Source organism: Streptomyces sp. MCA2 (assembly GCF_023544705.1).
Classification (GTDB): domain Bacteria; phylum Actinomycetota; class Actinomycetes; order Streptomycetales; family Streptomycetaceae; genus Streptomyces; species Streptomyces decoyicus.
In genome coordinates, this window is sequence record NZ_JAMJFM010000050.1 from 13,647 (window position 1) to 39,143 (window position 25,497).

Sequence of the window (25,497 nt, forward strand, 5' to 3'; positions counted from 1 at the left end):
CCCCTCCGGGCCCCGCGCCGCATGCCGAACCGCATGCGGCAGGATGGCAGTTCGCGTCGGGGAGTCCACGGATGTCCCGGCGCATTCGCAGCCTTAGAGACAAGCAGGTGACTTGGTGACGACACATCACATCCGGCTCATAGCACAGCCGTTCCCCCGGACCCCGGGAGCCGGCCGGTGAACCGGGCTTTCACGCTGCACGACATGATCGTCGCCGGGGTCGCGCTGGCCGCCGGTCTCGCGGCCGGCCTGGTGCTGCGGGTGGCCCTGCGGTGGCTGGGCAAGCACGCGCTCCGGACGCGGTGGAGCGGGGACGACATCATCGTCGACGCCCTGCGGACCGTGGTCCCGTGGGCGGCGATCACTGCCGGTCTGGCGGCGGCCGCCGCGGCGCTGCCGCTGACGGAGGCGGTCGGACACACCGTCAACCGGACGCTGACCGTCCTGCTCATCCTGGTCGTCACGCTCACCGCGGCCCGGGTGATCACCCGTCTGGTGAAGACCCTGGCGCAGTCCCGGTCCGGCGTGGCCGGATCGGCCACCATCTTCGCCAACATCACCCGCATCGTGGTGCTGGCGATGGGCTTTCTCGTCGTGCTCCAGACCCTGGGCATCTCCATCGCCCCGCTGCTGACCGCGCTGGGTGTGGGTGGTCTCGCGGTCGCGCTGGCGTTGCAGGACACCCTCGCCAACCTCTTCGCCGGTGTGCACATCCTCGCCTCGAAGACCGTGCAGCCCGGTGACTACATCCGGCTCAGCAGCGGTGAGGAGGGCTATGTCGTCGACGTCAACTGGCGCAACACCGTGGTGCGCCAGCTCTCCAACAACCTGGTGATCATCTCCAACCGCCAGCTGGCCGACACCAACATGACCAACTTCAGCCGGCCGGAACAGAAGTTGACGATCCTGGTCCAGGTGGGGGTCGGCTACGACAGCGACCTCGAGCATGTCGAGCGGGTCACCACCGAGGTCGTCGAGAGCGTGATGACCGACGTCAACGGCGGTGACCCGGACCATGAACCGGCCGTGCGCTTCCACACCTTCGGCGATTCCCGGATCAGCTTCACGGTGATCCTCGGGGTCGGCGAGTTCAGCGACCAGTACCGGATCAAGCACGAGTTCATCAAGCGTCTCCACCAGCGCTACCGGGCCGAGGGCATCAGGATTCCCTCCCCGGCGCGGACCGTGGCACTCCAGAAGCCGGAGGAGATAGCGATACCGCACCCGCGCGGGGTGGCGGACCCGGTGGCGTAGGCGGCAGCCGCCCACGCCATGGAGGCCGCTTGTGGCCCCGCTCGCGCCTCGCTCCGCGTCCGCCCACCGGCAGGCCGGGGCGAGGCCCCCGTAGGGGAGCGGCCAAGGCAACGGCAAAGGCCGCTTCCGATATCTCGGAAGCGGCCTCTGACCTGCAAAAACACCGTCGGGACGACAGGATTTGAACCTGCGACCCCTTGACCCCCAGTCAAGTGCGCTACCAAGCTGCGCCACGTCCCGGTGCTCATACCGGCCGGAGAACTCCCGGCCGGGGCGTGCAGAAGAAAAATACCCTGTCCGGGCCCATGAATCCAAAGCGGGTCCCCCGCAGCGCCCTTTCCGGGCTCCCGGCAGGGGGTGCGCTCCCATGGTTCGATAGGAATATGGGTGATATGTCCGCAGGTGATGCCGTCCGTGCGCGCCGGGTGTACGAGTCACCCGAGCCGGCGGACGGGGCGCGGGTCCTGGTCGACCGGCTCTGGCCGCGCGGGCTGTCCAAGGCGGATGCGCAGCTGACCGGGTGGTGCAAGGGCGTGGCGCCCTCGACCGAGCTACGGCGCTGGTACGGGCACGAGGGGGAGCGCTTCGAGGGGTTCGCCGCGCGCTATCGCGAGGAGCTGTCGCAGGGGACGGCCCGGCGGGCGCTGGAGCGGTTGCGGGAGCTCGCCGAGGAGGGGCCGCTGACGCTCCTGACGGCGACGAAGGAACTGTCGGCGAGCCATGTGACCGTCCTGACGGAGGTGCTGCGGGAGGGGCCGTGAGGTCGCGCCCCGCCGCCGGCCCGTCCCTCGGCCGCATCTTCCTCGGCGCATTGACGAAACATACGGTCGAGTGCATACTTATACCTATCAGTGCATGGATCGTAAGGAGAAAGCCGTGACCGAGCGCGTCGTACTCGCCTACTCGGGGGGCCTGGACACCTCTGTCTGCATCGGCTGGATCGCCGAGGAGACGGGCGCCGAGGTCATCGCCGTTGCCGTGGACGTCGGCCAGGGCGGCGAGGACCTGGAGGTCATCCGCAAGCGCGCGCTCGCCTGTGGCGCGGTCGAGGCCGAGGTCGCGGACGCCAAGGACGAATTCGCCGACGAGTACTGCCTCCCGGCGATCAAGGCCAATGCCCTGTACATGGACCGCTACCCGCTGGTCTCCGCGCTCTCCCGGCCGGCCATCGTCAAGCACCTGGTGGCCGCCGCCCACAAGCACGGCGCCACCACCGTCGCCCACGGCTGCACCGGCAAGGGCAACGACCAGGTCCGATTCGAGGCCGGTATCTCCTCCCTCGCCCCCGACCTGAAGTGCATCGCCCCGGTCCGCGACTACGCGATGACCCGGGACAAGGCGATCGCGTTCTGCGAGGACAAGAAGCTGCCGATCGCGACCACCAAGAAGTCGCCGTACTCCATCGACCAGAACGTCTTCGGGCGGGCCGTGGAGACCGGCTTCCTGGAGGACATCTGGAACGCCCCGATCGAGGACGTGTACGAGTACACCGAGAACCCGGCCACCCAGCGGGAGGCCGACGAGGTCGTCATCTCCTTCAAGGAGGGTGTCCCGGTCGCCATCGACGGCAAGCCCGTCACCGTCCTCCAGGCGATCCAGCAGCTCAACGAGCGGGCCGGCGCCCAGGGCGTCGGCCGGATCGACATGGTCGAGGACCGGCTGGTCGGCATCAAGTCCCGTGAGGTGTACGAGGCGCCCGGCGCGATCGCGCTGATCACCGCGCACCAGGAGCTGGAGAACGTCACCGTCGAGCGCGAACTGGCCCGCTACAAGCGGCAGGTCGAGCAGCGCTGGGGCGAGCTGGTCTACGACGGCCTGTGGTTCTCCCCGCTCAAGCGCGCCCTGGACGGCTTCCTCGACGAGGCCAACCAGCAGGTCAGCGGCGACATCCGGATGACTCTGCACGGCGGCCGCGCGGTGGTCACCGGCCGGCGGTCCGACCAGTCGCTGTACGACTTCAACCTCGCGACCTACGACTCCGGCGACACCTTCGACCAGTCGCTCTCGAAGGGCTTCATCGAGCTCTTCGGCATGTCGAGCAAGATTGCGGCCAAGCGCGACCTGGCCTGAGCCCGTCTCGTTACGTCCGTACGCACACCGCCTCCCCGCCCTCGCGGCGGGCGGCGACACCTCCTGGCCCTCAAGGCCGTGGGGGAGCGGCACATCCGAAGCAGCCTTGAGGAGCAGCAGTGAGCAGCAACAGCGGTGACGTCCGGCTCTGGGGCGGTCGGTTCGCCGACGGCCCGGCCCAGGCGCTGGCCCAGCTGTCGGCGTCCGTCCACTTCGACTGGCGGCTGGCCCCCTACGACATCGCGGGCTCGCGTGCGCACGCCCGGGTGCTCCACCGGGCCGGACTGCTGACCGCCGACGAGCTGGAGCGGATGACCGCCGGTCTCGACCAGCTCGAACGGGACGTCGCCGACGGTTCGTTCACCGGCACCATCGCCGACGAGGACGTCCACACCGCCCTGGAGCGCGGGCTGCTGGAGCGGCTCGGTCCGGACCTCGGCGGCAAGCTGCGGGCCGGCCGGTCCCGTAACGACCAGGTCGCCACGCTCTTCCGGATGTATCTGCGCGATCACGCCCGGATCATCGGCGGGCTGATCGCCGACCTCCAGGAGGCGCTGGTCGGCCTCGCCGAGGCCCACCCGGACGTCGCGATGCCGGGCCGCACCCACCTCCAGCACGCCCAGCCGGTGCTCTTCGCCCACCATGTGCTGGCGCATGTGCAGTCGCTGTCCCGGGACGCGGAGCGGCTGCGGCAGTGGGACGAGCGCACCGCCGTCTCCCCGTACGGCTCGGGCGCGCTGGCCGGCTCCTCGCTCGGCCTCGACCCGGAGGCGGTCGCCGCGGACCTCGGCTTCGAGCACGGCTCGGCCGGCAACTCCATCGACGGCACGGCCTCCCGTGACTTCGCCGCGGAGTTCGCCTTCATCACCGCGATGATCGGGGTGAACCTCTCCCGGATCGCCGAGGAAATCATCCTCTGGAACACGAAGGAGTTCTCCTTCGTCACGCTCCACGACGCCTTCTCCACCGGCTCGTCGATCATGCCGCAGAAGAAGAACCCGGACATCGCCGAGCTGGCGCGGGGCAAGTCGGGCCGCCTCATCGGCAACCTGACCGGCCTGATGGCGACCCTCAAGGCGCTGCCGCTCGCCTACAACCGTGACCTCCAGGAGGACAAGGAGCCGGTCTTTGACTCCTGCGACCAACTGGAGGTGCTGCTCCCGGCGTTCACCGGCATGATGGCCACGCTGACCGTCCACCGCGAGCGCATGGAGGAGCTGGCCCCGGCCGGCTTCTCGCTGGCCACCGACATCGCGGAGTGGCTGGTCAAGCAGGGTGTGCCGTTCCGGGTGGCGCATGAGGTCGCCGGTGAGTGCGTCAAGGAGTGCGAGGGGCTCGGCATCGAGCTGGACCAGCTCACCGACGAGCAGTTCGCCAAGATCTCGCCGCATCTGACGCCCGAGGTCCGCGGCGTCCTCAACGTTCCCGGGGCCCTCGCCTCGCGCAGCGGCCGGGGCGGTACGGCGCCCTCGGCGGTGGCGGTCCAGCTCGCCGAGGTCCGCACCGATCTGGTGAAGCAGCAGGAGTGGGCGGCGGCCAAGAAGGTCACCGAGCTGCCCTGACCGTACGGACATGTGTGACGGCGGCCCGCCCCCGGGAGAGACCGGGGGCGGGCCGCCGTCGTATGCGCGGACCCCAGATGAGACATTGGTGTCTCATTCGGCTAGTGTGTGTCTCATGGCCCTGGACCGCGAACGCGTACTCAAGGAAGCCGCCGCGTTGCTCACGCGGCGGGCATCGACGCCGATGGACGAGATCGCCCGCGCGGCGGGCATCAGCCGCGCGACCCTGCACCGGCACTTCGCCGGACGGGACGCCCTGATCAGGGCGCTGGAGGAGCACGGGATCGCCCAGTTCGTGCAGGCGATGGACGTGGCGCGGCTGGAGGAGGGGGACGCCGCCGACGCGCTGCGCCGGCTGATCGCCGAAGCCGAACCGGTCGCCGCCGTACTGGCCTTCCTCTTCACCGAGAACCAGCTCTTCGAGGACGGCGAGATCAACGCCGGCTGGGCCGAGCTGGACGCCCGCATCGCCGCCCTCTTCCGCCGCGGCCAGGAAGAGGGCGACTTCCGGATCGATCTGAGCGCCGCCTGGCTCACCGAGGCCTTCTACGGCCTGATCGGCGCCGGCGCCTGGGCCGTGTACGAAGGGCGCGTCGCCCGCAACGACCTCAACCACTCGATCGCCGAGCTGCTGCTCGGCGGCATCCGACGGAGCATGGAGAAATGACCGAGACCATAGCGTCAGGACCGGCAGGTTCGGCCCATGTGGACGACCAGCCCCGCCCGGGCCGCTGGCTCGCGCTCGCCGTCCTCGTCCTCGCCGTGCTGCTGGTCGGCGTCGACGCCACGGTCCTCGGCCTCGCCACCCCCTTCCTCAGCGAAGACCTCCAGCCCTCCGGGACGCAGCTGCTGTGGATCGGTGACATCTACTCCTTCGTCATCGCCGGCCTGCTGGTCTCCATGGGCAGCCTCGGCGACCGCATCGGCCGCAAGAAGCTGCTGCTGATCGGCTCCGTCGGCTTCGGCGCGATGTCGGTGCTCGCCGCGTACGCCTCCACGCCCGAGATGATGATCCTCGCCCGTGCGCTCCAGGGCGTGGCCGGTGCGACGCTGATGCCGTCCACCCTGGCGCTGATCCGCAACCTCTTCCACGACCCCAAGGAACGCAGCCTGGCCGTCGGCATCTGGGGCGCGATGGCCTCGGCGGGTATGGCCGTGGGGCCGGTGCTCGGCGGTTTTCTGCTGGGGCACTTCTGGTGGGGATCGGTCTTCCTGATCAACCTGCCGGTGATGTTGCTGCTGGTGGCCGTCGGCGCCAAGGTCATCCCGGAGTCGCGCAACCCGGACCCCGGCCCCTGGGACATCCCCAGCGTCCTGCTGGCCCTGGTGGGCATCGTCTGTGTCGTCTACGCCATCAAGGAAGCGGCGGTGCACGGCTACCGCTGGGACATCGCGCTGACCGCCGTCATCGGTGTGCTCGCCCTCTTCGTGTTCGTCCGGCGGCAGCTCACCCTCCCCTCGCCGCTGCTGAACATGAAGCTCTTTCACCACCGCGGGTTCTCCGGAGCGGTGCTGGCCGACCTGCTGACCATCCTCGGACTGTCCGGGCTGGTCTTCTTCCTCTCCCAGTTCCTCCAGATGGTGCAGCTGCGCTCGCCACTGAACGCGGGGCTCGTCGAACTCCCGGCCGCGGTCGGCGCGGTGGGCGCCGGTCTGGCGGCCGGGTGGGTCGCCCGGCGGCTGTCGGTCAGGATCGTGGTCGCCGGCGGCCTCGCGGTGGTCGGGCTCTCGCTCGTCGGCTGCACCACCCTGCACGGCGACACCGGCACCGCGGCGCTGTGCGTGATCCTCTTCGTCGTCGGAGTCGGCGCGGGCTTCTCGTTCACCGTCACCGCGGACGTGATCCTCTCCAGCGTCCCCAAGGAGGAGGCGGGCGCCGCCTCCGCCGTCTCCGAGACCGCCTACGAACTGGGCGCGGCCCTCGGTATCGCCCTGCTCGGCTCCATCGTCACCGGCATCTACCGCGGCTTCGCCACGCCCCCCGGGGTGGCCGAACCCACCGCGGACGCCGCCCGTGAGTCGCTCGGCGGCGCCTTCGAGACGGCCGGCCAACTCCCCGCCGACCAGGGCGCCGCGCTGGTGAAGGCCGCTCAGGACTCCTTCGTCCAGGGCGTGGACGTCGCGGCCGGGGTGGGCGCGGTGGTCCTGCTGTCCGCCGCGGTGGCCGCGTGGTTCCTGCTCCGCGGCCAGGAGCTGGCGAACAGCCCGGCCCCGCCGGCCACCGCGGTGCTCTCCGCGGCCGGCCCGAAGCCGGGCCATGGGTCCGGACCGGCGCCCGGCGGCCCGGCGGAACGCCCGTAAGCCGTACGGCCGATCCGCCGGACGGCGGGCACACACCGCGCCTCAGGGCGTGTCCTGTGGATCAAGGCACCTGCAACCGCCATGATCCACAGGACACGCCCTGGGGGCGACTGTCCCCCGCACGTTCACGCCCGGTACGCATCGTGGTGACCGGCCGTCCCGAGCGGCTTGCTTGACTCTCCCGTCGTCCCCTCACGGACGGCCCGCTCAGGAGAGTGACGCAGTGCGCGACATCGGACGACGCTCCTTCTTCACCGCCGCGGGGGCTCTGGCCACCGCGAGCGCCATCGGCAGCAACGCCTACGCCACCGGCCACGCCCGCGACGCGGCCACCGCCGACGAATACGTCGACGTCCAGCTCCTCAACATCACCGATCTGCACGGCTATCTTCAGGGCGCCCCGGGTGCCAACTCGATCATCACCGGCGCCGGCGGAAAGAAGTACACCGTCGGCGGCGTGGCCTCTATGGCCGCCCACCTGGAGCGGCTGAGGGACGGCCGCCGCAACTCGCTCTTCTTCGCCCCCGGTGACCTCTTCTCCGGCTGGGAGTTCGACGCCTCCTCCTTCGCCGACGAGCCCACCATCGAAGCGCTCAACGCCATGGGCCTGGACTTCGCCTCGGCCGGCAACCACGAGTTCGACAAGTCGGCGACCTTCCTGACCTCGCACATGGCGGACGGCGACGCCTTCCCGGTCGTGGGACGGGACGACGACTTCAAGGACTCCACCGGACGCCGCTTCGAGGGCGCGAAGTTCCCCTACTACAGCGCGAACCTGGTGTGGAACGCGAACGGCGAAACCGTACTGCCGCCGTACAACATCGAGTACGTGGACGCCGGCCGCGGCCGCCGGCTGGCGATCGGCTTCATCCATCTGACCGCCATCGGCACCGAGTCCTTCCCCGGCTCCTACCAGCCGGGCCTGCGCACCCTGGACGAGCTGGAGACCGCCAACCGCTGCGCCGCGGAGCTCAAGTCACGCGGCGTCCATGCGATCGTGCTCTCCATGCACGACGGCGCGGTGGCCGGCAGCGACTTCTCCAGCGGCAAGAACCCCTCGGGGCCCGCGTACGAACTGGCGCTGCGCGCCTCGCCCGACATCGATGCCATCGTCACCGGCCACTGGCACTGCGCCTTCACGATGATGCTGCCCGACCCCAACGGCGACCCCCGCCCCTTCGTCGAGGCGGGCTGCTACGGCCAGATCATCAACGAGATCAATCTGCGTCTCGACCCGGACACCGGATCGGTGGTCCGGGAGCTGACCACCTCCGTCAACCACCCCAACACCCGCGAGGTGACGCCGGACCCGGAGCTGCGCTCGATCGCCGGCTACTGGGCGGGCTACGCCACCCGGCGCGCCCGCAGCAAGATCGGCACCCAGACCGCCTCCTTCACCCGGCGGCGCAACGCGGTGGGGGAGTCCACCATGGGCAACCTCGTCGCCGACTGGGCCCTGTGGGCGGGCCGGCAGCCGCGCGGCCCGATGGACGACCCCGCCCAACACCCCAACACCCCCGCGGATCTCGCCGTCATCGCGGTGGCACCGCGCGTCGGCCAGGCGGTGATCGCCGGCGACCTGATCCGTGACGGGGAGACGAACGGCACCGTCACCTTCGCGCAGGCCTGGAACTCCGTAGGCTTCGGCGACCCGATCCTGACCGTCACCGTCACCGGCCGGCAGATCCATGACGCGCTGGAGGAACAGTGGGCGCCGACCGCGGGCGGCGGTCTCGGCTTCTCCCCGCTGGCCGTCTCCGGCAATGTCCGCTACACCTTCGACGCCGCGGGTCCGGTCGGCCGGCGGATCGACCCCGCCGAGGTGTTCATCGACGGCACCGCACTCGACATCGACCGCAGGTACCGGCTCGCCGCCCCCTCGTACACCCTCATCAACCAGGACGGCTTCAGCGCCTTCACCGGGTTCACCGCACCGGTGCGGCACACCCGCGACTTCGAGAGCTTCATCGCCTTCGTCCGCACCAAGAAGCAGCTGAAGCCCGCCCCGCTGAACCGGGTGGCGATCAAGAACGCGCAGGTGCCCGGCGCCCGCACCGGCACCGTCACCCAGCGCCAGCAGCTGCTCCAGGTCGACGGCAGCGTGGTGCCACGGCCCGAGGCGGCGCTGCGTACGGCGCTGACCGGCGGCGCCGAGGGCCAGCGCGCCCCCGGCGGCTTCCGGGTGCCCTGCTGACCCGGAGCGCGGGCGCAGCACGCACAACGGGCCCCATCCGAGGAACGGATGGGGCCCGGCGCAGGCGGATCGGGTCAGGCGGCCCTGGCCTTGGTGGCGTACATGTCGACGTACTCCTGGCCGGACAGCTCCATGACGTCGCTCATCACCTCGTCGGTGACGGCCCGCAGCACATAGCGGTCGCGGTCCATGCCGTCGTAGCGGGAGAAGTCCAGCGGCTCACCGAAGCGCACCGTCACCGGGGCGATGTGCGGGCGGCCCTTGCCGCCGGGCTGCACCTTGTCGGTGCCGATCATCGCGAACGGGACGACGGGCGCGCCGGTCATCAGGGTGAGCCGGGCGATGCCCGTACGGCCGCGGTAGAGACGGCCGTCGGGGGAGCGGGTGCCCTCGGGGTAGATGCCGAAGACGCTGCCCTCCTCCAGGATCCGGCGGCCGGTCATCAGCGCGGCGACCCCGCCGTGCCCGCCGTCGCGGTCCACCGGGATCATGCCGGAGCTGGTGAAGAACCAGGCCATCAGCCGGCCCTTGAAGCCCTTGCCGGTGACGTACTCGTCCTTGCCGATGAAGTACACCGGGCGCTTGACGACCAGGCTCAGGAACAGTGAGTCGATGAAGGTGACGTGATTGCCGGCCAGGATCACCGGTCCGGTCGCCGGAATGCGCTCCATGCCCTCTACCTTCGGGCGGTACAGGACACGCATGACGAATCCGAGAATCGCCTTCAGCACAATGCGGGACAACGGGCCCTCCGGGTCGAGACTGGTCAACGGCAAGCGGGCGCAGAACTCTGCAGCCCAGGACAATACTCGCGGGTCACTCCCGCTCGCACATCGGGTTCACGAGGTCGATACGCACAGTTGACATGTGTTACCCCCATCTTCCCCCCGATGTTGGCGTGCGTCTCCCGGGCGTGACCCGTCCGTGCTTACGATCAGCCCGGTGGTCCGGACCGGTGCGCAACACGCCTCATCGCCCACCGGAATACACCCGGAAGCACCTGGAACACCACAGAACACCTAGAGCACAAGGAGCGTGCGCATGCACAATCGGCAGCCGGGACGACGGATGGTGCTGGGCGCCGCGGCACTCGGCGCGGGAGCGGCGGTATTCGGCACGGCCGGCCAGGCGAGCGCGGCCCAGGCGAGCGCAGGCCGGCGAGCCGGTGTGCCCCAGGAGCTGCCCGTGCCGCTGATCGTCGGCCACCGCGGCGCCAGCGGCTACCGCCCCGAGCACACCTTCGGCTCCTACCAACTCGCCCTGGACATGGGCGCGGACGTCATCGAGCAGGACCTCGTCCCCACCAAGGACGGGCATCTGGTCTGCCGTCACGAGAACGACATCACCGCCACCACCGATGTCTCCGCGCACCCCGAGTTCGCGGACCGCAAGACCACCAAGTCCGTCGACGGGGTCAAGCTGACCGGCTGGTTCACCGAGGACTTCACGCTCGCCGAGCTCAAGACGCTGCGCGCCAAGGAGCGCATACCGGGCACCCGTCAGCACAACACCCTCTACGACGGTGTGTGGGAGGTGCCGACCTTCGAGGAGGTCCTCCAGTGGGCCGAGCGCGAGGGCCGCAAGCGGGGCCGCCGCGTCTGGCTGCACATCGAGACCAAGCACCCCACCTACTTCCGGGGGCTGGGCCTCGGTCTGGAGGAGCGGCTGGCCAAGGCCCTGCGGGCGCACGGCCGGCACCGCAAGAACTCCCCGAACTTCCTCCAGTCCTTCGAGCCCAGCAGCATCCAGCGCCTGGACAAGCTCGTGGACTGCCCCAAGGTCGTCCTGCTGGGCACGCTCAAGGACCGCCCCTGGGACTTCACGGCGACCGGTGACCCGCGCACCGTCGCCGACCTGGTCAAGCCCGAGGGCCTGACGTGGCTCGCCCGCTTCGCCCAGGGCATCGGCCCGGACCTGACCGTGATCATCCCGCGGGACAAGGACGGCAAGCTCGGCGAGCCCAGCTCCGTCGTCAAGGACGCCCACGCCGCCGGACTGGTGCTCCACCCGTATACGGTCCGCAACGAGAACACCTTCCTGCCGACCGACTACCGCCGCGGCACCGACCCGAACGCCTACGGCGACTCGCTCGGCTTCTTCAAGGCCCTGCTCGGCACCGGTATCGACGGTCTGTTCTCCGACAACCCCGACACCGCGCTGCTGGCGGCCGCGCAGTTCCGCAAGCACTGACCGCACGCGGCCGCCGCCTGCCGCTTGCGGAGCCCGGACCGGCACACCTCGCCTGCCCTCTCATCTGAGTTGGGAATGTCACAGGAGAGCTCGGTGCCGGTCCGTTCCGCTTGCCCCACATGCCTGCGCAGAATGCTCGCGGCGGAGATTGCCGCTGCCACCTTCAGGGGATCCCGGAAGAAGCAGCGTCAGCCACGCCATGACGGCGCCGGGTACCCCACGGCGCCGTCTGTCAGGGCACACCGTTCCGGGCGTACCCCGGGGGACCGAAAGCGTCCCCCGGACAGCACACCACCCTCAGCGCGCCCGGACCAGCGAAACCGAATAGGGGAGGCATACGCGCATGGGCACGAGCGTGACCATCTCTGCGGCGACCGACCAGGACGCCGAGCAGATCCTCAAACTCCAGTACCTCTGCTACCAGCAGGAAGCCGCGCTGTACGACGACTACGCCATCGAGCCGCTCACCCAGACCCTCCAGGCGCTGCGCGCCGAACTGGGCGAGGCCTGCGTGGTGGTGGCCAGGCTCGGCGAGGAGGTGGTCGGGTCCGTGCGCGGCACGGTCGACGAGGACGGCACCGCGCGGATAGCCAAGCTCATCGTGCACCCGCGGATGCAGCGGCACGGCCTGGGCGGACGGCTGCTCGACGCGGTCGAGCAGCGGCTGGCGGCCGAGCGGTCCGTCACGGGCTTCCGCCTGTTCACCGGGCACCGCAGCGAGGGCAATCTGCGTCTGTACCGCAGCCACGGCTATCTGCCCGTGGGCACCGAGCAGCTCACCTCCCGCCTGAGCGTGGTGACGCTGGAGAAGGAGCTGCGCCAGGAGACCACCGCCGTGGGGACGCCTCCCGGCCGGAGCCAGGGGGAGTTCGCCGCCCAGGCATGACACGGGGGGAGGGCGGGCCCGCGCGGTGGCCGGGCCGGCCCTCCCGGCCTCCGCCAGGGATTCCGGGACGGCTCAGGCGGGCTGTTCCGTACGGGCCCGGCGCAGCCACATCAGCCCGGTGACGGGCAGGATGACCGGAATGAAGAGATAGCCCATGCCGTAGTCCGACCAGACCGTGGCGTCCGGGAACGCGGACCGGTCGAGCAGCGTCCAGGTGCCGATACCGAGCACCCCGAGCAGCTCCAGCGCGCAGCAGGCGAACGCGGCCCGGCGGGCACCCTCGCCGCCGCGCACCAGCGAGAACGTGATGAACCCGTAGACGACCGCGGAGAGGGCCGAGAGGCTGTACGCCAGCGGGGCCCGGTCGAACTGGGCGATGAGCTGGTAGAGCGAGCGGGAGGCGGCCGCGACGGTGAAGATGCCGTAGAGCGCGACCAGCAGGCGCCCGGGGCCGGTGCCCAGGGAACGCTTCGCCGGGGCGGCGGCCGTGGTGCCGTCCGCCGCGGAGGCCGTCGTGGAATCAGGCACTGCCGCCTCCCCAGATGTCGAACAGCCGCACTTCCAGTACGGCCAGCACCACGGCGCCCGCCGCGACGGTGGCCGAACCCCAGCGGGTGCGCTCCGAGAGCGACATGAACCCGGTCGCGGGGACACAGGCGGCCGCCCCGAGCAGATACGAGACAAAGAGGGCGGTGCCCTGGTCCGGCGACTGGCCGCGCGCCAACTGCACGACGGCGATGACCAGTTGGGCGATGCCGAGCAGCGACACCAGCGCCATGCCGATGAGGTGCCAGTCCTTGGTGGGCTGGTCGCGGAACGCGGCGAAGCCGCACCAGGCCGCGAGGGCGAGAGCGGTCACCGCGACCGTGATCGTCAGCGCGTCGATCACCGGGACCTCCGGGCCACGTGGCTGCGCGCCGTGGGGTTGTGGGGCATGGGGGCGATGCTAATCGGCGGCGGGCGGGCGGCCGCGTCCGGCCCCGCCCTGGCACGTACGCTCGTGCAGTATGAAGATCACCGCTGATGCGCTCCTTTTCGACAACGACGGCACCCTGATTTCCTCCCTGGAGTCCGTCTCCCGCTGCTGGACCCGGTGGGCGAAGGAGTACGGCGTCACCGAGCAGGAGTTCGCCCGGATCCAGCTGCACGGGCGCCCGGCGGCGGAGATCGTCGCCGATCTGCTGCCCGCGGACCGGGTGCCCGAGGCGCTGGCCCGGATCGAGCAGCTGGAGGTCGAGGACGTCGCCGGGGGAGTCGTGGCACTGCCCGGCACCCTCGCCCTGCTGGCGGGCCTGCCCGCCGAGCGGTGGGCCGTGGTCACCTCCGCGACCGCCCGGCTGGCCGAGGCCCGTCTCGACGCGGCCGGGATCCGTACCAAGACGCTGATAGCCGCCGACGACATCAGCCGCGGCAAGCCGGACCCGGAGCCGTTCCTGCTCGCCGCCGAGCGGCTGGGGGTGGACCCGGCCCGCTGTGTGGTCTTCGAGGACGCGCCGGCGGGACTCGCGGCCGGCCGGGCGGCCGGGATGCTGACCGTGGCGTTGACCACAACCCACCGGGCGGAGGAGCTGTCGGCGGATGTCGTCGTCAGCACGCTCGCGGAGGTATCCGCGCAGGCCACGGACGGATCGCTGGAGATCACCATCGCGGAGTGAGGCGCTGTCCACGGGTCGGTCAGGCATGTCCGCTATCCGGACTGGCTTGATCGGCCCGTCCTGCTGTCTGGTTTACTTGCCGCCATGACCACGACGAGCAGCCGCACCCCTGCGACCGAGGCGTACCTGACGTCCGGTGCTCGTTGCATGTGTCGAATGTGTGACCGCTGAGGGCCCCCGTCTGAGCCTCGCGCCCCGAAGCGAGACCCTTCCCCCGAGCTCTCGAAGAGCAGGGGGACCCCTCATGAGCCGTGCGTCGCCCCCCGACGACGCCGGCCGCCCCGCGTCACCGGAACCCGGAGCCGGGCCCCGCGCCCGCCGCCGCCCCGCGTTCCCCTCTGCCGCACTCGCAAGAATGCCCCGTGCCCGGCGGGCGAGCCGCCGAGCACTCGACAGTGACGGAATTCCCTAGTGATCACCACAACGGGCCTGACCAAGGTCTACCGTTCCGGAGACCGCGAAGTCACCGCCCTGGACGGCGTCGATCTGCACGTCCGCGAGGGCGAGGTGTACGGCGTCATCGGCCAGAGCGGCGCCGGCAAGTCCACCCTCATCCGCTGCCTCAACCTCCTGGAGCGCCCCACCTCCGGCACGGTCACGGTCGCCGGCCAGGAACTGACGTCCATCGCCGGACGCGGCAAGCGCGCCAGCGCCCAGCTCCGGGCCGCGCGCAGCCACATCGGCATGGTCTTCCAGCACTTCAACCTGCTGTCCTCGCGCACCGTCCAGGACAACGTCGAACTGCCGCTGGAGATCCTCAAGGTCGACCGCCGCGAGCGCTCCCGCAAGGCGCTGGAGCTGCTGGACCTGGTCGGCCTCGCCGACAAGGCCAAGGCCTACCCCGCCCAGCTCTCCGGCGGCCAGAAGCAGCGCGTCGGCATCGCCCGCGCGCTGGCCGGCGACCCCAAGGTGCTGCTCTCCGACGAGGCCACCAGCGCCCTGGACCCGGAGACCACCCGCTCCATCCTCCAGCTGCTGCGCGACCTCAACCGCAAGCTGGGCCTGACCGTCGTGCTCATCACGCACGAGATGGACGTCGTCAAGACGATCTGCGACTCGGCCGCGCTGATGAAGAACGGCCGGGTCATCGAGCAGGGCACCGTCGCCGAACTGCTGGCCACCCCCGGCTCCGAGCTGGCCAGGGAGCTGTTCCCGGTCGGCGGCGAGCCGTCGGCCGACGACCGCACCGTCGTCGACATCACCTTCCACGGCTCGGCGGCCACCCGCCCGGTGATCTCCGAGCTGTCGCGCACCTACAACGTCGACATCTCGATCCTCGGCGCCGCCATGGACACCGTCGGCGGCAAGCAGATCGGCCGGATGCGCATCGAGCTCCCCGGCCGCTTCGAGGAGAACGTCGTGCCGATCGGTTTCCTGCGCGAGCAGGGTCTCCAGGTGGACGTGGCGGACGTCGACGGCAGCGTCGCGGCGCCCGCCGCCGACTCCGCCGGCCAGCCGGCGATCCCGGCGCCCGCCGCCACGCTCCAGAAGGAAGGTGCCAAGTGACCTGGAACGAGATGCAGCCGCTGCTGTACGACAACACGCTCGACACCCTCTTCATGGTGTGGTGGTCGACGTTCTACGCGGTGCTCATCGGCATCCCGGTCGGTGTGCTGCTGCACCTGACCGACCGCGGGGCGCTCCTTCAGAACATCGTGGTGAGCAAGGTCCTCGGCGCGATCGTGAACATCGGACGGTCCTTCCCGTTCCTGATCCTGATCGTCGTGCTGATCCCCTTCACCCGGCTCGTCGTCGGCGTCTCCATCGGCCCGACCGGCGCGGTCGTCCCGCTCGCGATCGCCGCCATCCCGTTCTTCGCCCGGCTGGTGGAGGCCGCCCTGCGCGAGGTCGACCACGGCCTGGTCGAAGCCGCGCAGGCGATGGGCGGCGGCACCTGGACCATCGTCTTCAAGGTGCTGCTCCCGCAGGCGCTGCCCGCACTGGTCGCGGCCGTCACCACCACCGTCATCCAGCTGATCGGCTACTCCGCGATCGCCGGTGCGGTCGGCGGCGGCGGTCTGGGCAACCTGGCCTACACCTATGGCTACCAGCAGTACGAGACCTCGCTGATGATCACCACGGTCGTCGAGCTGGTCCTCCTCGTCACGGTCGTCCAGCTGCTCGGCGACCTCGTCGTCCGCCGGCTCGCCGGCCGCGGCACCCGCCGGGCCTCCTCCCTGGGCGTCGGCCTGCGCCGTGCCCGTACCGAGGAGCCGGCCGCCGTCACCGAAGCCGCCTGACCGCAACACCCCCGTACGACCCGCACCACCCCGGAGCCCGGACCCTTTGCCGGGCGGACACCACGCGTGAACCCGCGCGTGTGAACAAGAAAGAGGCACTCTTCGTGCGCAACACCCTGAAGATCTCCGTCGCCATAGCCGCCGCCTCCGCCGTCGCCCTCGGCGCGAGCGCGTGCAGCGCTCCCTCCGACACCACCGCCAGCAGCGACAAGGGCGACAAGAACGCCCCGCTCGTCGTCGCCGCGAGCCCCACCCCGCACGGCACCATCCTGGACTTCGTCAAGAACGAGCTGGCCGAGAAGGAAGGCCTCAAGCTCGTCGTCAAGCCGTTCAACGACTACAAGATCCCGAACAAGGTCACCGACGACGGCCAGGTCGACGCCAACTTCTTCCAGCACAAGCCGTTCCTCGACACCTTCAACAAGGAGAACGGCACGCACATCGTGCCCGTCCAGAACGTGCTCATCGAGCCGCTCGGCGTCTACTCCAAGAAGATCGACAAGCTGTCCCAGCTCAAGTCCGGCGGCACCGTCTCGGTCCCCAACGACCCCTCCAACGAGGGCCGGGCGCTCAAGCTGCTCGCCGACAACGGCGTGATCACCCTCAAGCCCGGTGTCGGCTCCGACGCCAAGCTGACCGACGTCAAGGACGACAAGGGCATCAAGATCACCGAGCTGGAGGCCGCCCAGACCGCGCCGCGCATCGACGACGTCGACGCCGCGATCATCAACGGCAACTTCGCCATCGGTGCCCACCTCAAGCCCTCCAAGGACGCGCTGGCACTGGAGAAGGCGAAGGGCAACCCCTACGCCAACTTCCTCGCCGTCAAGAAGGGCAACGAGAGCGACCCGCGGATCAAGAAGCTCGCCAAGCTCCTGAACTCCCCCGAGGTCAAGAAGTTCATCGAGGACAAGTACAAGGACGGCTCGGTCATCCCGGCCTTCGGCCCCGCCAAGAGCTGACGCCTCCCTTTGTCCTGAGGTTTTCCCCGCCGCCCACCCCCCTTCGGGGGGTGGGCGGGTGTGGATGTGCCCTCGCTCGTGCGCAGGTCACCGGAAGGTGGCCGTCCGCGCGCGCGGCCACCGGGCCCCGGACCCGCGCAGTGCGCGGCCGGGGCCCACGCGCATGGCACACCCGCGGGCCCATGCTGCATGCTGGTGCATTCAAGACGGTCAAGACGGCCCGTGACCTCGCGGTCTCACAGCCCGCGACGTTCCGGAACACCACAGTCAACGGCGTGGGAGCAGCGGCATGACATCCACCTTTCCGGACATCTCCATCAGCACGGACCGGTTGGTGCTGCGCCCGTTCGACGAGTCCGATGTGCCCGCGCTCGCCGACATGATGGCCGACGAACTCGTCACCGCCTGGACCACGGTCCCGCACCCCTACACCACCGACGAGGCCCGCGCCTGGGCCACCGGCAAGGCCGCCGCCGTACGCACCGACGGCCGCGGCATCGCCCTGGCCGTCACCGAATTCCTCACCCAGCGCCTGGTCGGCACCATCCACGTCGACCACACCGACTGGCGGGTGCTCAGCACGGAGATCGGCTATGTCACCGCCCCCTGGGCGCGCGGCGAGGGCTACGCCTCCGAATCCGTTCTCGCGGTCGCGCAATGGCTCTTCCACGACCAGAAGTTCGAACGCATCGAGCTGCGCACGGCGGCCGACAACACCGCCTCCCAGCAGGTCGCCCAGAAGATCGGCTGCATCAGCGAGGGCGTGCTGCGCAACGCCTGGATAGCCCGCAGCCGCACCGAGGACGGCGGCTGGACGGACATCCGCACCGATCTGATCGTGTGGAGTCTGCTGCCCGAGGACCTCGACGGGGTTCCCGGCCGGCTGGCGGACGCGAACGGATTTGCCTACCCCGAGTGGAACTGACCCACGCCCCCGCTCCGGTCCGTACCTCTCGGGGTACCCTCGGCCTGCCGCGCACCTGCGCGACCCGCGCGGACCAGCGCACCACAGCGGCACTTCCGCCGGCCGGCGGCCGCCCAGCGGCCGGCCCGCCCGCTGACCCCGCCCGCGTACCCACAGCAGCCCCAGGAGACTGACGAGCATGGCCGACCGGGTCACGGTGATCGGATGGGACGGCTCCGCGCTGACCGCCGCCGCCCGCTCCGCCCTCGGCGCCGCCACCCTCGTGGCCGGCGCCGCCCACCACCTCGCATTGCCCGAAGTCCCGCAGAACGCCGAGCGGATCCGGCTCGGCAGTGTGAGCCTGGCGGCCCGCCGCATCGCCCAGCACCGCGGTACCGCCGTCGTGCTCGCCGACGGCGACCCCGGCTTCTTCGGCGTCGTGCGCACCCTCCGGGCGCCCGAGCACGGCCTGGAAGTGGAAGTGGTTCCGGCCGTCTCCTCCGTCGCGGCCGCCTTCGCGCGGGCCGGTATGCCCTGGGACGACGCCCAGATCGTCGTCGCCCACAGCCGCGATCTGCGCCGCGCGGTGAATGTCTGCCGCGCCCACACCAAGGTCGCGGTGCTCACCTCGCCCGGCGCGGGGCCCGCCGAACTCGCCCTGTTGCTCGACCGCGTCCACCGCACCTTCGTCATCTGCGAGGACCTGGGCACCGATCGAGAGCGGGTGACAGTCCTCACATCCGACAAAGTTCCCGACCATGTCTGGCGTGACCCCAATGTCGTGATTGTCGTCGGTGGTTCGCCCGCCGGCGCCGCGGCCCAGGGGACCGGCTGGATCGCCGGCCGCGAGGTGGGCCACCCGACGGGCCCGCGCGGCTGGGGACTTCCGGACAGTGCTTACGGCGGCGCCCTGGGCGAGGGCGAGGCCGTCCAGCTGCGCACCGCACAACTCGCCCGTCTCGGGCCGCAGGTGGGCGACCTGGTCTGGGACATCGGCGCGGGCAGCGGAGCCGCCGCGGTGGAGGCCGCGCGGTTCGGCGCCGCCGTCATCGCGGTGGACGCCGACGCGGACGCCTGCGGGCGCGCCGCCGCCCTCGCCCGCCGCCACGGCGTCCAACTCCAGGTCGTGCACGGGCGCGCGCCGCAGGTCCTGGAGGACCTGCCCGAACCCGATGTGATCCGTGTCGGCGGCGGGGGAGCGGAGGTCGTCACCGCCTGCGCGGCCCGCCGCCCCGAACGGATCGTCACCCACGCCGCCACCCGCGACGAGGCCGAAGCGCTGGGCCGGGCACTGGCCGACGGCGGCTACGAAGTCGAGTGCGCGCTGCTCCAGTCCGTGGACCTGGACACCTCCGTCTGGGTCGAACGCGAGCGGTCCGTGGTGTTTTTGCTCAGCGGCTATCGCGTTTCTCACCCATGACCAGCACGGCAACCCGCGCGAGGTAGGCTGGCGGATCGTTGCGCCGCCGTTCCGCATTCGGCTTCGTACGCCAATATCCGGAAAATGCCGTGGTTTTGGCCGAATATGAAGCTCTGGAGAGCGGACGTGCCGCGAGGCGTGCTCGCTCGTTCTAGCTATCGGGCGTCGGCGCGCCCCGGTCGAGCGCGTCGCACGAGCGGTTGGAAGGAGCACTACCAATGGGCGAGGGGTACGCATGACCGACACCGGCCAGGTCCCGGGCGAGGGGCAGCCGGAGAACGCAGGCGGACATCCCGGGCAGCCGCAGCCGGCGGCCGCTTCCTCCCCTGCCGACGCCGGACCGACGGAACTGCCGGGCATGGTGTCCCCTCCCGGCGCATACCCCTACCTCGACCAGCCCGACGCCGTCGTCGAGGACGACGATCTGCTGCTGATGCCGGGCACCCAGGGCGCCTGGAGCGAACAGCCGGCGCCCCAGCCGCTCCCGCAGGAGACCCACCAGGATCAGCACCCCCAGCAGGCCGCGCCGTACGACCCGGCCGCCCAGGGGGCCACCGGTTTCGAGCCGATGCCCGTCCAGGCCGGTGACCATGAGAGCGGCGGCCGGGATTCCGGTTCCGTCGACCTCAGCGCCGTCCGTATCCCGCAGCCCGCGGCACCGCAGCAGCAGGACCGCGCCCGCGCCGCCGCGCCCGCCACCCCCCAGCGCCGTCCGCTGCACATGGGCCCGCCCGTCCCCGACGCGACCGGCGGCGTGGTCCGTTCGCTCGCCGACCGCGGACCGGCCGACGCTCCCTCGCAGTCCGCCGGACGGCACGCGGGACCGCCCACCGGCGGGCCCGAATACTTCGACGCCCCGGCCGAGGCCCCCGAGACCGCGCCGGGCGGACAGCCGGTGGCCGACGCGCAGCCCGGTGCGGGCCTCCCGTACGCCGAGCAGACCCCCGGAGTGCCCGCGGAGCAGGCTTTCGCGGCACCGTCGTACGCCGAGCAGCCCTACGGTGGTCAGCTGTCCGCCGAGCAGACCTACGGGGCCGCGGGCCAGGGCCCGTTGCCCGGCCCCCAGCTCGGCGAGATCCCGTCGCAGGTGCCGTCGTGGAACGAGGCCTCCGCCCAGGCCGCCCACCTCCCGCAGACGGCGCCGGCCCCGACTGAAGAAACGGTCGCTCCCGAGGCGCCCGTCGCACCCGCCGCCGAGGCCGCGCCGCCCGTCCCGCAGGACGCTGCGCCGCTCGCCGAACAGCCGCAGCCGATGCCGCTGCCGGCCGAGGACGCCACGGCGGCTGTCGACGGCGCGGCCGTCGTCGCGGACGCCGCCGGTGCCGTGCCGGACGCGCAGGCGGCGGCCCCGGCACCGCCGCAGGAGGCGGCTCCGGACGTGCTGCCGGATGCGGCAGTGGCCGGTCAGGACGGCACGCCCGTCGCGGAGACCGCTGTGCCGGACGACGCCGCGGCGAACGCTCCCGTGGCGGAGGCCCCCGCGCAGGAGGTGCCCGCGGCGGATGACGCTGCCGTGGCCGCCCAGCAGCCCGAGGCGGTTGCCGCCGAGGTGCCTCAGCAGCCCGTGGACCAGGAACCGCCCGCCGAGGCCGAGCCCGCGGCGCAGGAACAGGCCGCCGAGGCCCCGGCCCCCGTCGTGGCGGAGGCGGACGGCGAGCCCGTGGAACCCGTGACGGAGCAGCCCGCCGCCGTCGCGCCCGCCGCCACCGCCGAACCGGCCCAGGCCCCGCAGGACGAGCAGACCGCCGGCCAGGAACCGCCCGTCGGCGAGCCCGAGGCCGCCGACCAGCCGCAGCCCGCCGAACCGGCCCCCGTCGTCGACGAGCCCCAGCCGCAGCCCGAGGCCGCCGAGCCCGAGGCTGTCCTGACCGAGGCCGTTCCGGCCGAGGCCGGTGCCGACGACGTCCCCGCCGCCGAGCCCGCCGCCGCCTCCCTGCCCGACACCGCTCCGCAGGGCCCCGTCGCGCAGCCCGTGTCCGAGAGCGGCGCTCCCCTGGAGCAGACGGCCATAGAGCCGCCCGAGGCGCAGGAAGCGGCCGCCGGACAGCCGCAGTCCGACGCCCCCGCGGACGCCGCAGGGCAGCAGACCGCCGAGGCGCCCGCACCGGACGCCGCGCCGCAGGGCGTGGACGCCGCGGAGCAGCAGCCCGTATCGGCCGGCCCCGACACCCCCGACCACCTCGGCGAGCCGAACGACCCGACGGCCGAGCCGGCCCCGGGCAACGGCCCCGCCGCGGACGCGACACCCGACGAGCCCGCAGAGGCGGCCGGGACGGAGGAGTCCGTAGCGACTGCCGGGACCGACGAGCCCGCAGAGGCTGCCGGGATCGACGAGCCCGCAGAGGCCGACGCCCCCGCGAACCTCCCCGCGGACCTCTCCGACGCGCCCGCCGACGCCCCGCCCGTCGCCGTCCACATCCCGGCCCAGGCCTCCGGCGAGCCGTCCACCACGGACGGCACGACCCCGCAGGCCGCGGCCGCCGGTGAAGAGCCCACGACGGCCGGGCCCCCGCCCGGCAGCGCCCCCGCTGCCGACGCGCCCGCCGACGAGACGCCCGAGCAGCAGGACATCGCCGAACTCGTCCAGCTCGGCGAGGGCCAGGACGACGACCAGCCGCAGACGGCCGGCCAGCGGCCCGCCGAAGCGCCCGACGGCTCCGTGGCGCCCGACGGTTCCGACCCCGTGGTGGCGCCCGACCCGGCCGAGGACCCGTCCCCGGCCGCCGGGTACGACGACTCCGAGCGCGCCGCCGTACACCGCGTGATGCGCGAACGCCGCGACATCCGCAACGGCTTCCGCAGCGACGCGATCCCCAACGACGTGCTGCTGCGCGTCCTGGAGGCGGCCCACACCGCCCCCAGCGTCGGCCACTCCCAGCCCTGGGACTTCGTGGTCATCCGCTCGGACGAGACCCGCGAGAAGATGCACCAGCTCGCGACGGCGCAGCGCGAGGCCTACGCCAAGTCGCTGCCCAAGGCGCGCGCCAAGCAGTTCCGCGAGCTGAAGATCGAGGCGATCCTCGAAACGCCGGTGAACATCGTCGTCACCGCCGACTCCACCCGCGGCGGCCGGCACACCCTCGGCCGGCACACCCAGCCGCAGATGGCGCCGTACTCCTCCGCGCTCGCCGTCGAGAACCTCTGGCTCGCCGCCCGAGCCGAGGGCCTGGGCGTCGGCTGGGTCAGCTTCTTCGACGAGCGGGAGATGGTCCGCGAACTGGGCCTGCCCGACCACCTCGAAGTCGTCGCCTACCTGTGCATCGGCTACGTCGACGAGTTCCCGGAGGAGCCCGAGCTGCTCCAGGCCGGCTGGTCCAAGCGCCGCCCGCTGTCCTGGGTCGTCCACGAGGAGACCTACGGCCGGCGCGCGCTGCCCGGCGAGAGCCCGCACGACCTCCTCCAGGAGACCCTCCAGGGCATCCGCCCGCTGGACGCCAAGGCGCTCGGCGAGGCCTGGGAGCGGCAGAAGCGGATGACCAAGCCCGCCGGGGCGCTGGGCATGCTGGAGATCATCTCCGCACAGCTGTCCGGACTGTCCCGCAAGTGCCCGCCGCCCATCCCGGAGCCGGCCGCCGTCGCGATCTTCGCCGGTGACCACGGGGTGCACGCCCAGGGCGTGACCCCCTGGCCCCAGGAGGTCACCGGCCAGATGGTCGCCAACTTCCTGGGCGGCGGCGCGGTCTGCAACGCCTTCGCCAACCAGGTCGGCGCCGAGGTCTGTGTCGTGGACGTCGGTGTGGCGGGCGAACTCCCCGCCACCCCCGGTCTGCTGCCGCGCAAGGTCCGCCCCGGCACCGCCGACTTCACGGCGGGCCCCGCGATGACCCAGGAGGACGTGCTCAAGGCCATCGAGGTCGGTATCGACACCGCCCGTGACCTCGTCGCGGCCGGCAACAAGGCGCTGCTCACGGGCGAGATGGGCATCGCCAACACCACCACCTCCGCCGCACTGATCTCCGTCTACACCGGCGACGACCCGGTCGAGGTCACCGGCCGCGGCACCGGCATCAACGACGAGACGCACGCCCGCAAGGTCGATGTGGTCCGCCGCGCCCTGGAGCTCCACCAGCCCGACCCGGCGGACCCCATCGGCGTCCTCGCCGCGATCGGCGGCCTGGAGCACGCCGCCCTCGTCGGTCTGATCCTCGGCGGCGCCTCGCTGCGTACGCCGGTGATCCTCGACGGGGTGAGCGCCGGCGCCGCCGCCCTGGTGGCCCGTGCCATCGCTCCCGAGGCGCTGGCGGCCTGCATCGCGGGCCACCGCAGCGCCGAGCCGGGCCATGTCGCGGCCCTGAACAAGCTGGGTCTGCGCCCGCTGGTCGACCTCGATCTGCGCCTCGGCGAGGGCACCGGTGCCCTGCTGGCGCTGCCCGTGGTGCAGAGCGCCGCCCGCGCCATGCACGAGGTCGCCACCTTCGACTCCGCCGGAGTGACGGAGAAGACCTGATCAGGCCCTGATCTCCGCATGACCCCCGGCCCGCAGCCCCATAGGCTGTGGGCCGGGGCCGTACCGCCCCAGGGCCGTACCCCCCTTCACCAGCCGCTCCGGCGCCGCAGCGGCTGAGCCGGCCGCCGCCTTCGCACCATCCGCACAAGGAGCCGTACCGTCATGGCTGAGCACGCCGCCGAACACGCCGCCTACCCCGTCGGACTGCGGCTGTCCGGCCGCCGGGTGGTCGTCCTGGGCGCCGGACAGGTCGCCCAGCGCCGGCTCCCGTCCCTCGTCGCCGCGGGCGCCGATGTCCTGCTGATCTCCCCGTCCGCCACCCCGTCCGTCGAGGCGATGGCCGACGCCGGCGAGGTCCGCTGGGAGCGCCGCCGCTATCAGGACGGCGACCTCGCCGATGCCTGGTACGCGCTGATCTCCACCGACGACGCCGAGGCCAATGCCGCGGCCTCCCAGGAGGCCGAGGACCGCCGGGTGTGGTGCGTGCGCTCCGACGACGCCGAGGCGGCCACCGCCTGGACCCCGGCCACCGGCCGCAGCGAGGGCGTCACCGTCGCCGTGCTCACCGGCCGTGACCCGCGCCGCTCGGCCGCCGTGCGCGACGCGATCGTCGAGGGCCTCCGCGACGGCAGCATCGCCGCTCCGCACCACCGCCGCCCGCACACCCCGGGGGTGGCCCTGGTCGGCGGCGGCCCCGGCGACCCCGACCTGATCACCGTCCGCGGCCGCCGGCTGCTCGCCGAGGCCGACGTCGTCATCGCCGACCGCCTCGGCCCCCGCGACCTCCTCGCCGAACTCCCGCCGCATGTCGAGGTCATCGACGCCGCCAAGATCCCCTACGGCCGGTTCATGGCCCAGGAGGCCATCAATAACGCGCTGATCGAGCACGCCAAGGCCGGCAAGGCCGTGGTCCGGCTCAAGGGCGGCGACCCGTTCGTCTTCGGCCGCGGCATGGAAGAGGCCCAGGCGCTCGCCGAAGCCGGCATTCCCTGCACGGTCGTCCCCGGCATCTCCAGCACCATCTCGGTGCCCGGCGCCGCCGGCATCCCGGTCACCCACCGCGGAGTCGCCCACGAGTTCACCGTCGTCAGCGGCCATGTCGCCCCCGACGACGAGCGCTCGCTCGTGGACTGGCCCTCGCTCGCCAAGCTGCGCGGCACCCTCGTGGTCCTGATGGGCGTGGAGAACAGCGGCGCCATCGCCGCCAAGCTGGTCGAGCACGGCCGCGCCGCGGACACCCCGGCCGCTGTCATCCAGGAGGGGACCACCGCGGCCCAGCGCCGGGTCGACGCCACTCTGGCGACGCTCGGCGAGACCGTACGGGCCGAGGGCGTGCGTCCCCCGGCGGTCATCGTCATCGGCGAAGTCGTCGCCGTCGCGACCGCCCCTACCCACCGGTAACCGATCCCGTA

20 protein-coding genes and 1 tRNA gene are annotated in these 25,497 nt (G+C 71.8%); 17 read left to right on the forward strand and 4 right to left on the reverse strand.

Going from position 1 to position 25,497, the window contains the following annotated elements; genetic code table 11:
- Positions 1-177: 177 nt before the first annotated feature.
- On the forward strand, positions 178-1,254 hold the full coding sequence (locus M8I34_RS31865) for a mechanosensitive ion channel family protein (RefSeq protein ID WP_244415911.1): 1,077 nt from the start codon (positions 178-180) through the stop codon (positions 1,252-1,254).
- A 166-nt stretch (positions 1,255-1,420) separates the two neighbouring features.
- Here the strand turns inward: M8I34_RS31865 and M8I34_RS31870 are convergent.
- A tRNA-Pro gene (locus M8I34_RS31870) sits at positions 1,421-1,494 on the reverse strand.
- A 152-nt stretch (positions 1,495-1,646) separates the two neighbouring features.
- Between M8I34_RS31870 and M8I34_RS31875 the strand changes: the two genes are divergently transcribed.
- The 6 genes from M8I34_RS31875 to M8I34_RS31900 all read left to right on the forward strand — a co-directional run bounded on the left by M8I34_RS31875 (position 1,647) and on the right by M8I34_RS31900 (position 9,381).
- Positions 1,647-2,015 (forward strand): DUF488 domain-containing protein, encoded by a 369-nt coding sequence (locus M8I34_RS31875; RefSeq protein WP_250055419.1) that lies wholly within the window; start codon positions 1,647-1,649, stop codon positions 2,013-2,015.
- A gap of 115 nt (positions 2,016-2,130) precedes the next feature.
- Positions 2,131-3,324: an argininosuccinate synthase gene (locus M8I34_RS31880; RefSeq protein ID WP_250055421.1), complete on the forward strand. Its 1,194-nt coding sequence runs from the start codon at positions 2,131-2,133 to the stop codon at positions 3,322-3,324.
- A gap of 119 nt (positions 3,325-3,443) precedes the next feature.
- Positions 3,444-4,886 carry an argininosuccinate lyase gene (gene argH / locus M8I34_RS31885; protein WP_250055423.1) on the forward strand — a complete coding sequence of 481 codons (1,443 nt, stop codon included), beginning with the start codon at positions 3,444-3,446 and terminating at the stop codon, positions 4,884-4,886.
- Between the two features lie 115 nt (positions 4,887-5,001).
- Complete coding sequence (locus M8I34_RS31890; RefSeq protein ID WP_244415915.1) at positions 5,002-5,553, forward strand: TetR/AcrR family transcriptional regulator; 552 nt, start codon at positions 5,002-5,004, stop codon at positions 5,551-5,553.
- Entirely contained in the window at positions 5,550-7,187 is a 1,638-nt protein-coding gene (locus M8I34_RS31895; RefSeq protein WP_250055425.1) for an MFS transporter, read from the forward strand. The genes M8I34_RS31890 and M8I34_RS31895 overlap by 4 nt, the downstream gene beginning before the upstream one ends.
- 223 nt (positions 7,188-7,410) lie before the next feature.
- Positions 7,411-9,381 carry a bifunctional metallophosphatase/5'-nucleotidase gene (locus M8I34_RS31900; RefSeq protein WP_250055427.1) on the forward strand — a complete coding sequence of 657 codons (1,971 nt, stop codon included), beginning with the start codon at positions 7,411-7,413 and terminating at the stop codon, positions 9,379-9,381.
- 74 nt (positions 9,382-9,455) lie between these two features.
- Here the strand turns inward: M8I34_RS31900 and M8I34_RS31905 are convergent, their stop codons facing one another.
- Positions 9,456-10,124 carry a 1-acyl-sn-glycerol-3-phosphate acyltransferase gene (locus M8I34_RS31905; RefSeq protein ID WP_030987173.1) on the reverse strand — a complete coding sequence of 223 codons (669 nt, stop codon included), beginning with the start codon at positions 10,122-10,124 and terminating at the stop codon, positions 9,456-9,458.
- A gap of 298 nt (positions 10,125-10,422) precedes the next feature.
- Here M8I34_RS31905 and M8I34_RS31910 point away from each other — a divergent pair, with 298 nt between their 5' ends.
- Together M8I34_RS31910 and M8I34_RS31915 are read left to right on the forward strand one after the other, a co-directional pair.
- The gene (locus M8I34_RS31910) at positions 10,423-11,571 is read left to right on the forward strand and encodes a glycerophosphodiester phosphodiesterase (RefSeq protein ID WP_250055429.1); all 1,149 of its coding nucleotides are present in this window, start codon (positions 10,423-10,425) and stop codon (positions 11,569-11,571) included.
- Between the two features lie 343 nt (positions 11,572-11,914).
- Positions 11,915-12,457: a GNAT family N-acetyltransferase gene (locus M8I34_RS31915; protein ID WP_250055431.1), complete on the forward strand. Its 543-nt coding sequence runs from the start codon at positions 11,915-11,917 to the stop codon at positions 12,455-12,457.
- A 72-nt stretch (positions 12,458-12,529) separates the two neighbouring features.
- Here M8I34_RS31915 and M8I34_RS31920 read toward each other — a convergent pair whose 3' ends face one another.
- Positions 12,530-12,985 carry a hypothetical protein gene (locus M8I34_RS31920; RefSeq protein ID WP_250055433.1) on the reverse strand — a complete coding sequence of 152 codons (456 nt, stop codon included), beginning with the start codon at positions 12,983-12,985 and terminating at the stop codon, positions 12,530-12,532.
- Complete coding sequence (locus M8I34_RS31925; protein ID WP_244415922.1) at positions 12,978-13,346, reverse strand: hypothetical protein; 369 nt, start codon at positions 13,344-13,346, stop codon at positions 12,978-12,980. Before M8I34_RS31925 ends, M8I34_RS31920 begins: the two co-directional genes overlap by 8 nt.
- 118 nt (positions 13,347-13,464) lie before the next feature.
- Here M8I34_RS31925 and M8I34_RS31930 point away from each other — a divergent pair, with 118 nt between their 5' ends.
- From M8I34_RS31930 to cobA, 8 genes are all read left to right on the forward strand, one after another.
- Positions 13,465-14,112: an HAD-IA family hydrolase gene (locus M8I34_RS31930; RefSeq protein WP_250055435.1), complete on the forward strand. Its 648-nt coding sequence runs from the start codon at positions 13,465-13,467 to the stop codon at positions 14,110-14,112.
- 411 nt (positions 14,113-14,523) lie between these two features.
- Entirely contained in the window at positions 14,524-15,618 is a 1,095-nt protein-coding gene (locus tag M8I34_RS31935; protein ID WP_250055438.1) for a methionine ABC transporter ATP-binding protein, read from the forward strand.
- Positions 15,615-16,352 carry a methionine ABC transporter permease gene (locus tag M8I34_RS31940; RefSeq protein WP_250055439.1) on the forward strand — a complete coding sequence of 246 codons (738 nt, stop codon included), beginning with the start codon at positions 15,615-15,617 and terminating at the stop codon, positions 16,350-16,352. The genes M8I34_RS31935 and M8I34_RS31940 overlap by 4 nt, the downstream gene beginning before the upstream one ends.
- Positions 16,353-16,432: 80 nt before the next feature.
- A complete protein-coding gene (locus M8I34_RS31945; RefSeq protein WP_250055440.1) occupies positions 16,433-17,314 on the forward strand; it encodes a MetQ/NlpA family ABC transporter substrate-binding protein in 882 nt (293 codons plus the stop codon).
- A gap of 289 nt (positions 17,315-17,603) precedes the next feature.
- The gene (locus M8I34_RS31950) at positions 17,604-18,239 is read left to right on the forward strand and encodes a GNAT family N-acetyltransferase (protein ID WP_244415927.1); all 636 of its coding nucleotides are present in this window, start codon (positions 17,604-17,606) and stop codon (positions 18,237-18,239) included.
- Between the two features lie 178 nt (positions 18,240-18,417).
- On the forward strand, positions 18,418-19,638 hold the full coding sequence (gene cbiE / locus M8I34_RS31955) for a precorrin-6y C5,15-methyltransferase (decarboxylating) subunit CbiE (protein WP_250055441.1): 1,221 nt from the start codon (positions 18,418-18,420) through the stop codon (positions 19,636-19,638).
- A gap of 235 nt (positions 19,639-19,873) precedes the next feature.
- Positions 19,874-24,085, forward strand: a complete 4,212-nt coding sequence (gene cobT, locus M8I34_RS31960) for a nicotinate-nucleotide--dimethylbenzimidazole phosphoribosyltransferase (protein ID WP_250055443.1) — start codon at positions 19,874-19,876, stop codon at positions 24,083-24,085.
- A 162-nt stretch (positions 24,086-24,247) separates the two neighbouring features.
- Positions 24,248-25,486 carry a uroporphyrinogen-III C-methyltransferase gene (gene cobA, locus M8I34_RS31965; RefSeq protein WP_250055446.1) on the forward strand — a complete coding sequence of 413 codons (1,239 nt, stop codon included), beginning with the start codon at positions 24,248-24,250 and terminating at the stop codon, positions 25,484-25,486.
- Positions 25,487-25,497 lie beyond the last annotated feature (11 nt).

Bases quoted from the DNA above. Each gene is read 5' to 3' on its own strand.
- M8I34_RS31875 (WP_250055419.1), top strand. From the start codon at position 1,647: ATGTCCGCAGGTGATGCCGTCCGTGCGCGCCGGGTGTACGAGTCACCC.
- M8I34_RS31890 (WP_244415915.1), top strand. From the start codon at position 5,002: ATGGCCCTGGACCGCGAACGCGTACTCAAGGAAGCCGCCGCGTTGCTC.
- M8I34_RS31895 (WP_250055425.1), top strand. From the start codon at position 5,550: ATGACCGAGACCATAGCGTCAGGACCGGCAGGTTCGGCCCATGTGGAC.
- M8I34_RS31910 (WP_250055429.1), top strand. From the start codon at position 10,423: ATGCACAATCGGCAGCCGGGACGACGGATGGTGCTGGGCGCCGCGGCA.
- M8I34_RS31915 (WP_250055431.1), top strand. From the start codon at position 11,915: ATGGGCACGAGCGTGACCATCTCTGCGGCGACCGACCAGGACGCCGAG.
- M8I34_RS31930 (WP_250055435.1), top strand. From the start codon at position 13,465: ATGAAGATCACCGCTGATGCGCTCCTTTTCGACAACGACGGCACCCTG.
- M8I34_RS31950 (WP_244415927.1), top strand. From the start codon at position 17,604: ATGACATCCACCTTTCCGGACATCTCCATCAGCACGGACCGGTTGGTG.
- cbiE (WP_250055441.1), top strand. From the start codon at position 18,418: ATGGCCGACCGGGTCACGGTGATCGGATGGGACGGCTCCGCGCTGACC.
- cobT (WP_250055443.1), top strand. From the start codon at position 19,874: ATGACCGACACCGGCCAGGTCCCGGGCGAGGGGCAGCCGGAGAACGCA.
- cobA (WP_250055446.1), top strand. From the start codon at position 24,248: ATGGCTGAGCACGCCGCCGAACACGCCGCCTACCCCGTCGGACTGCGG.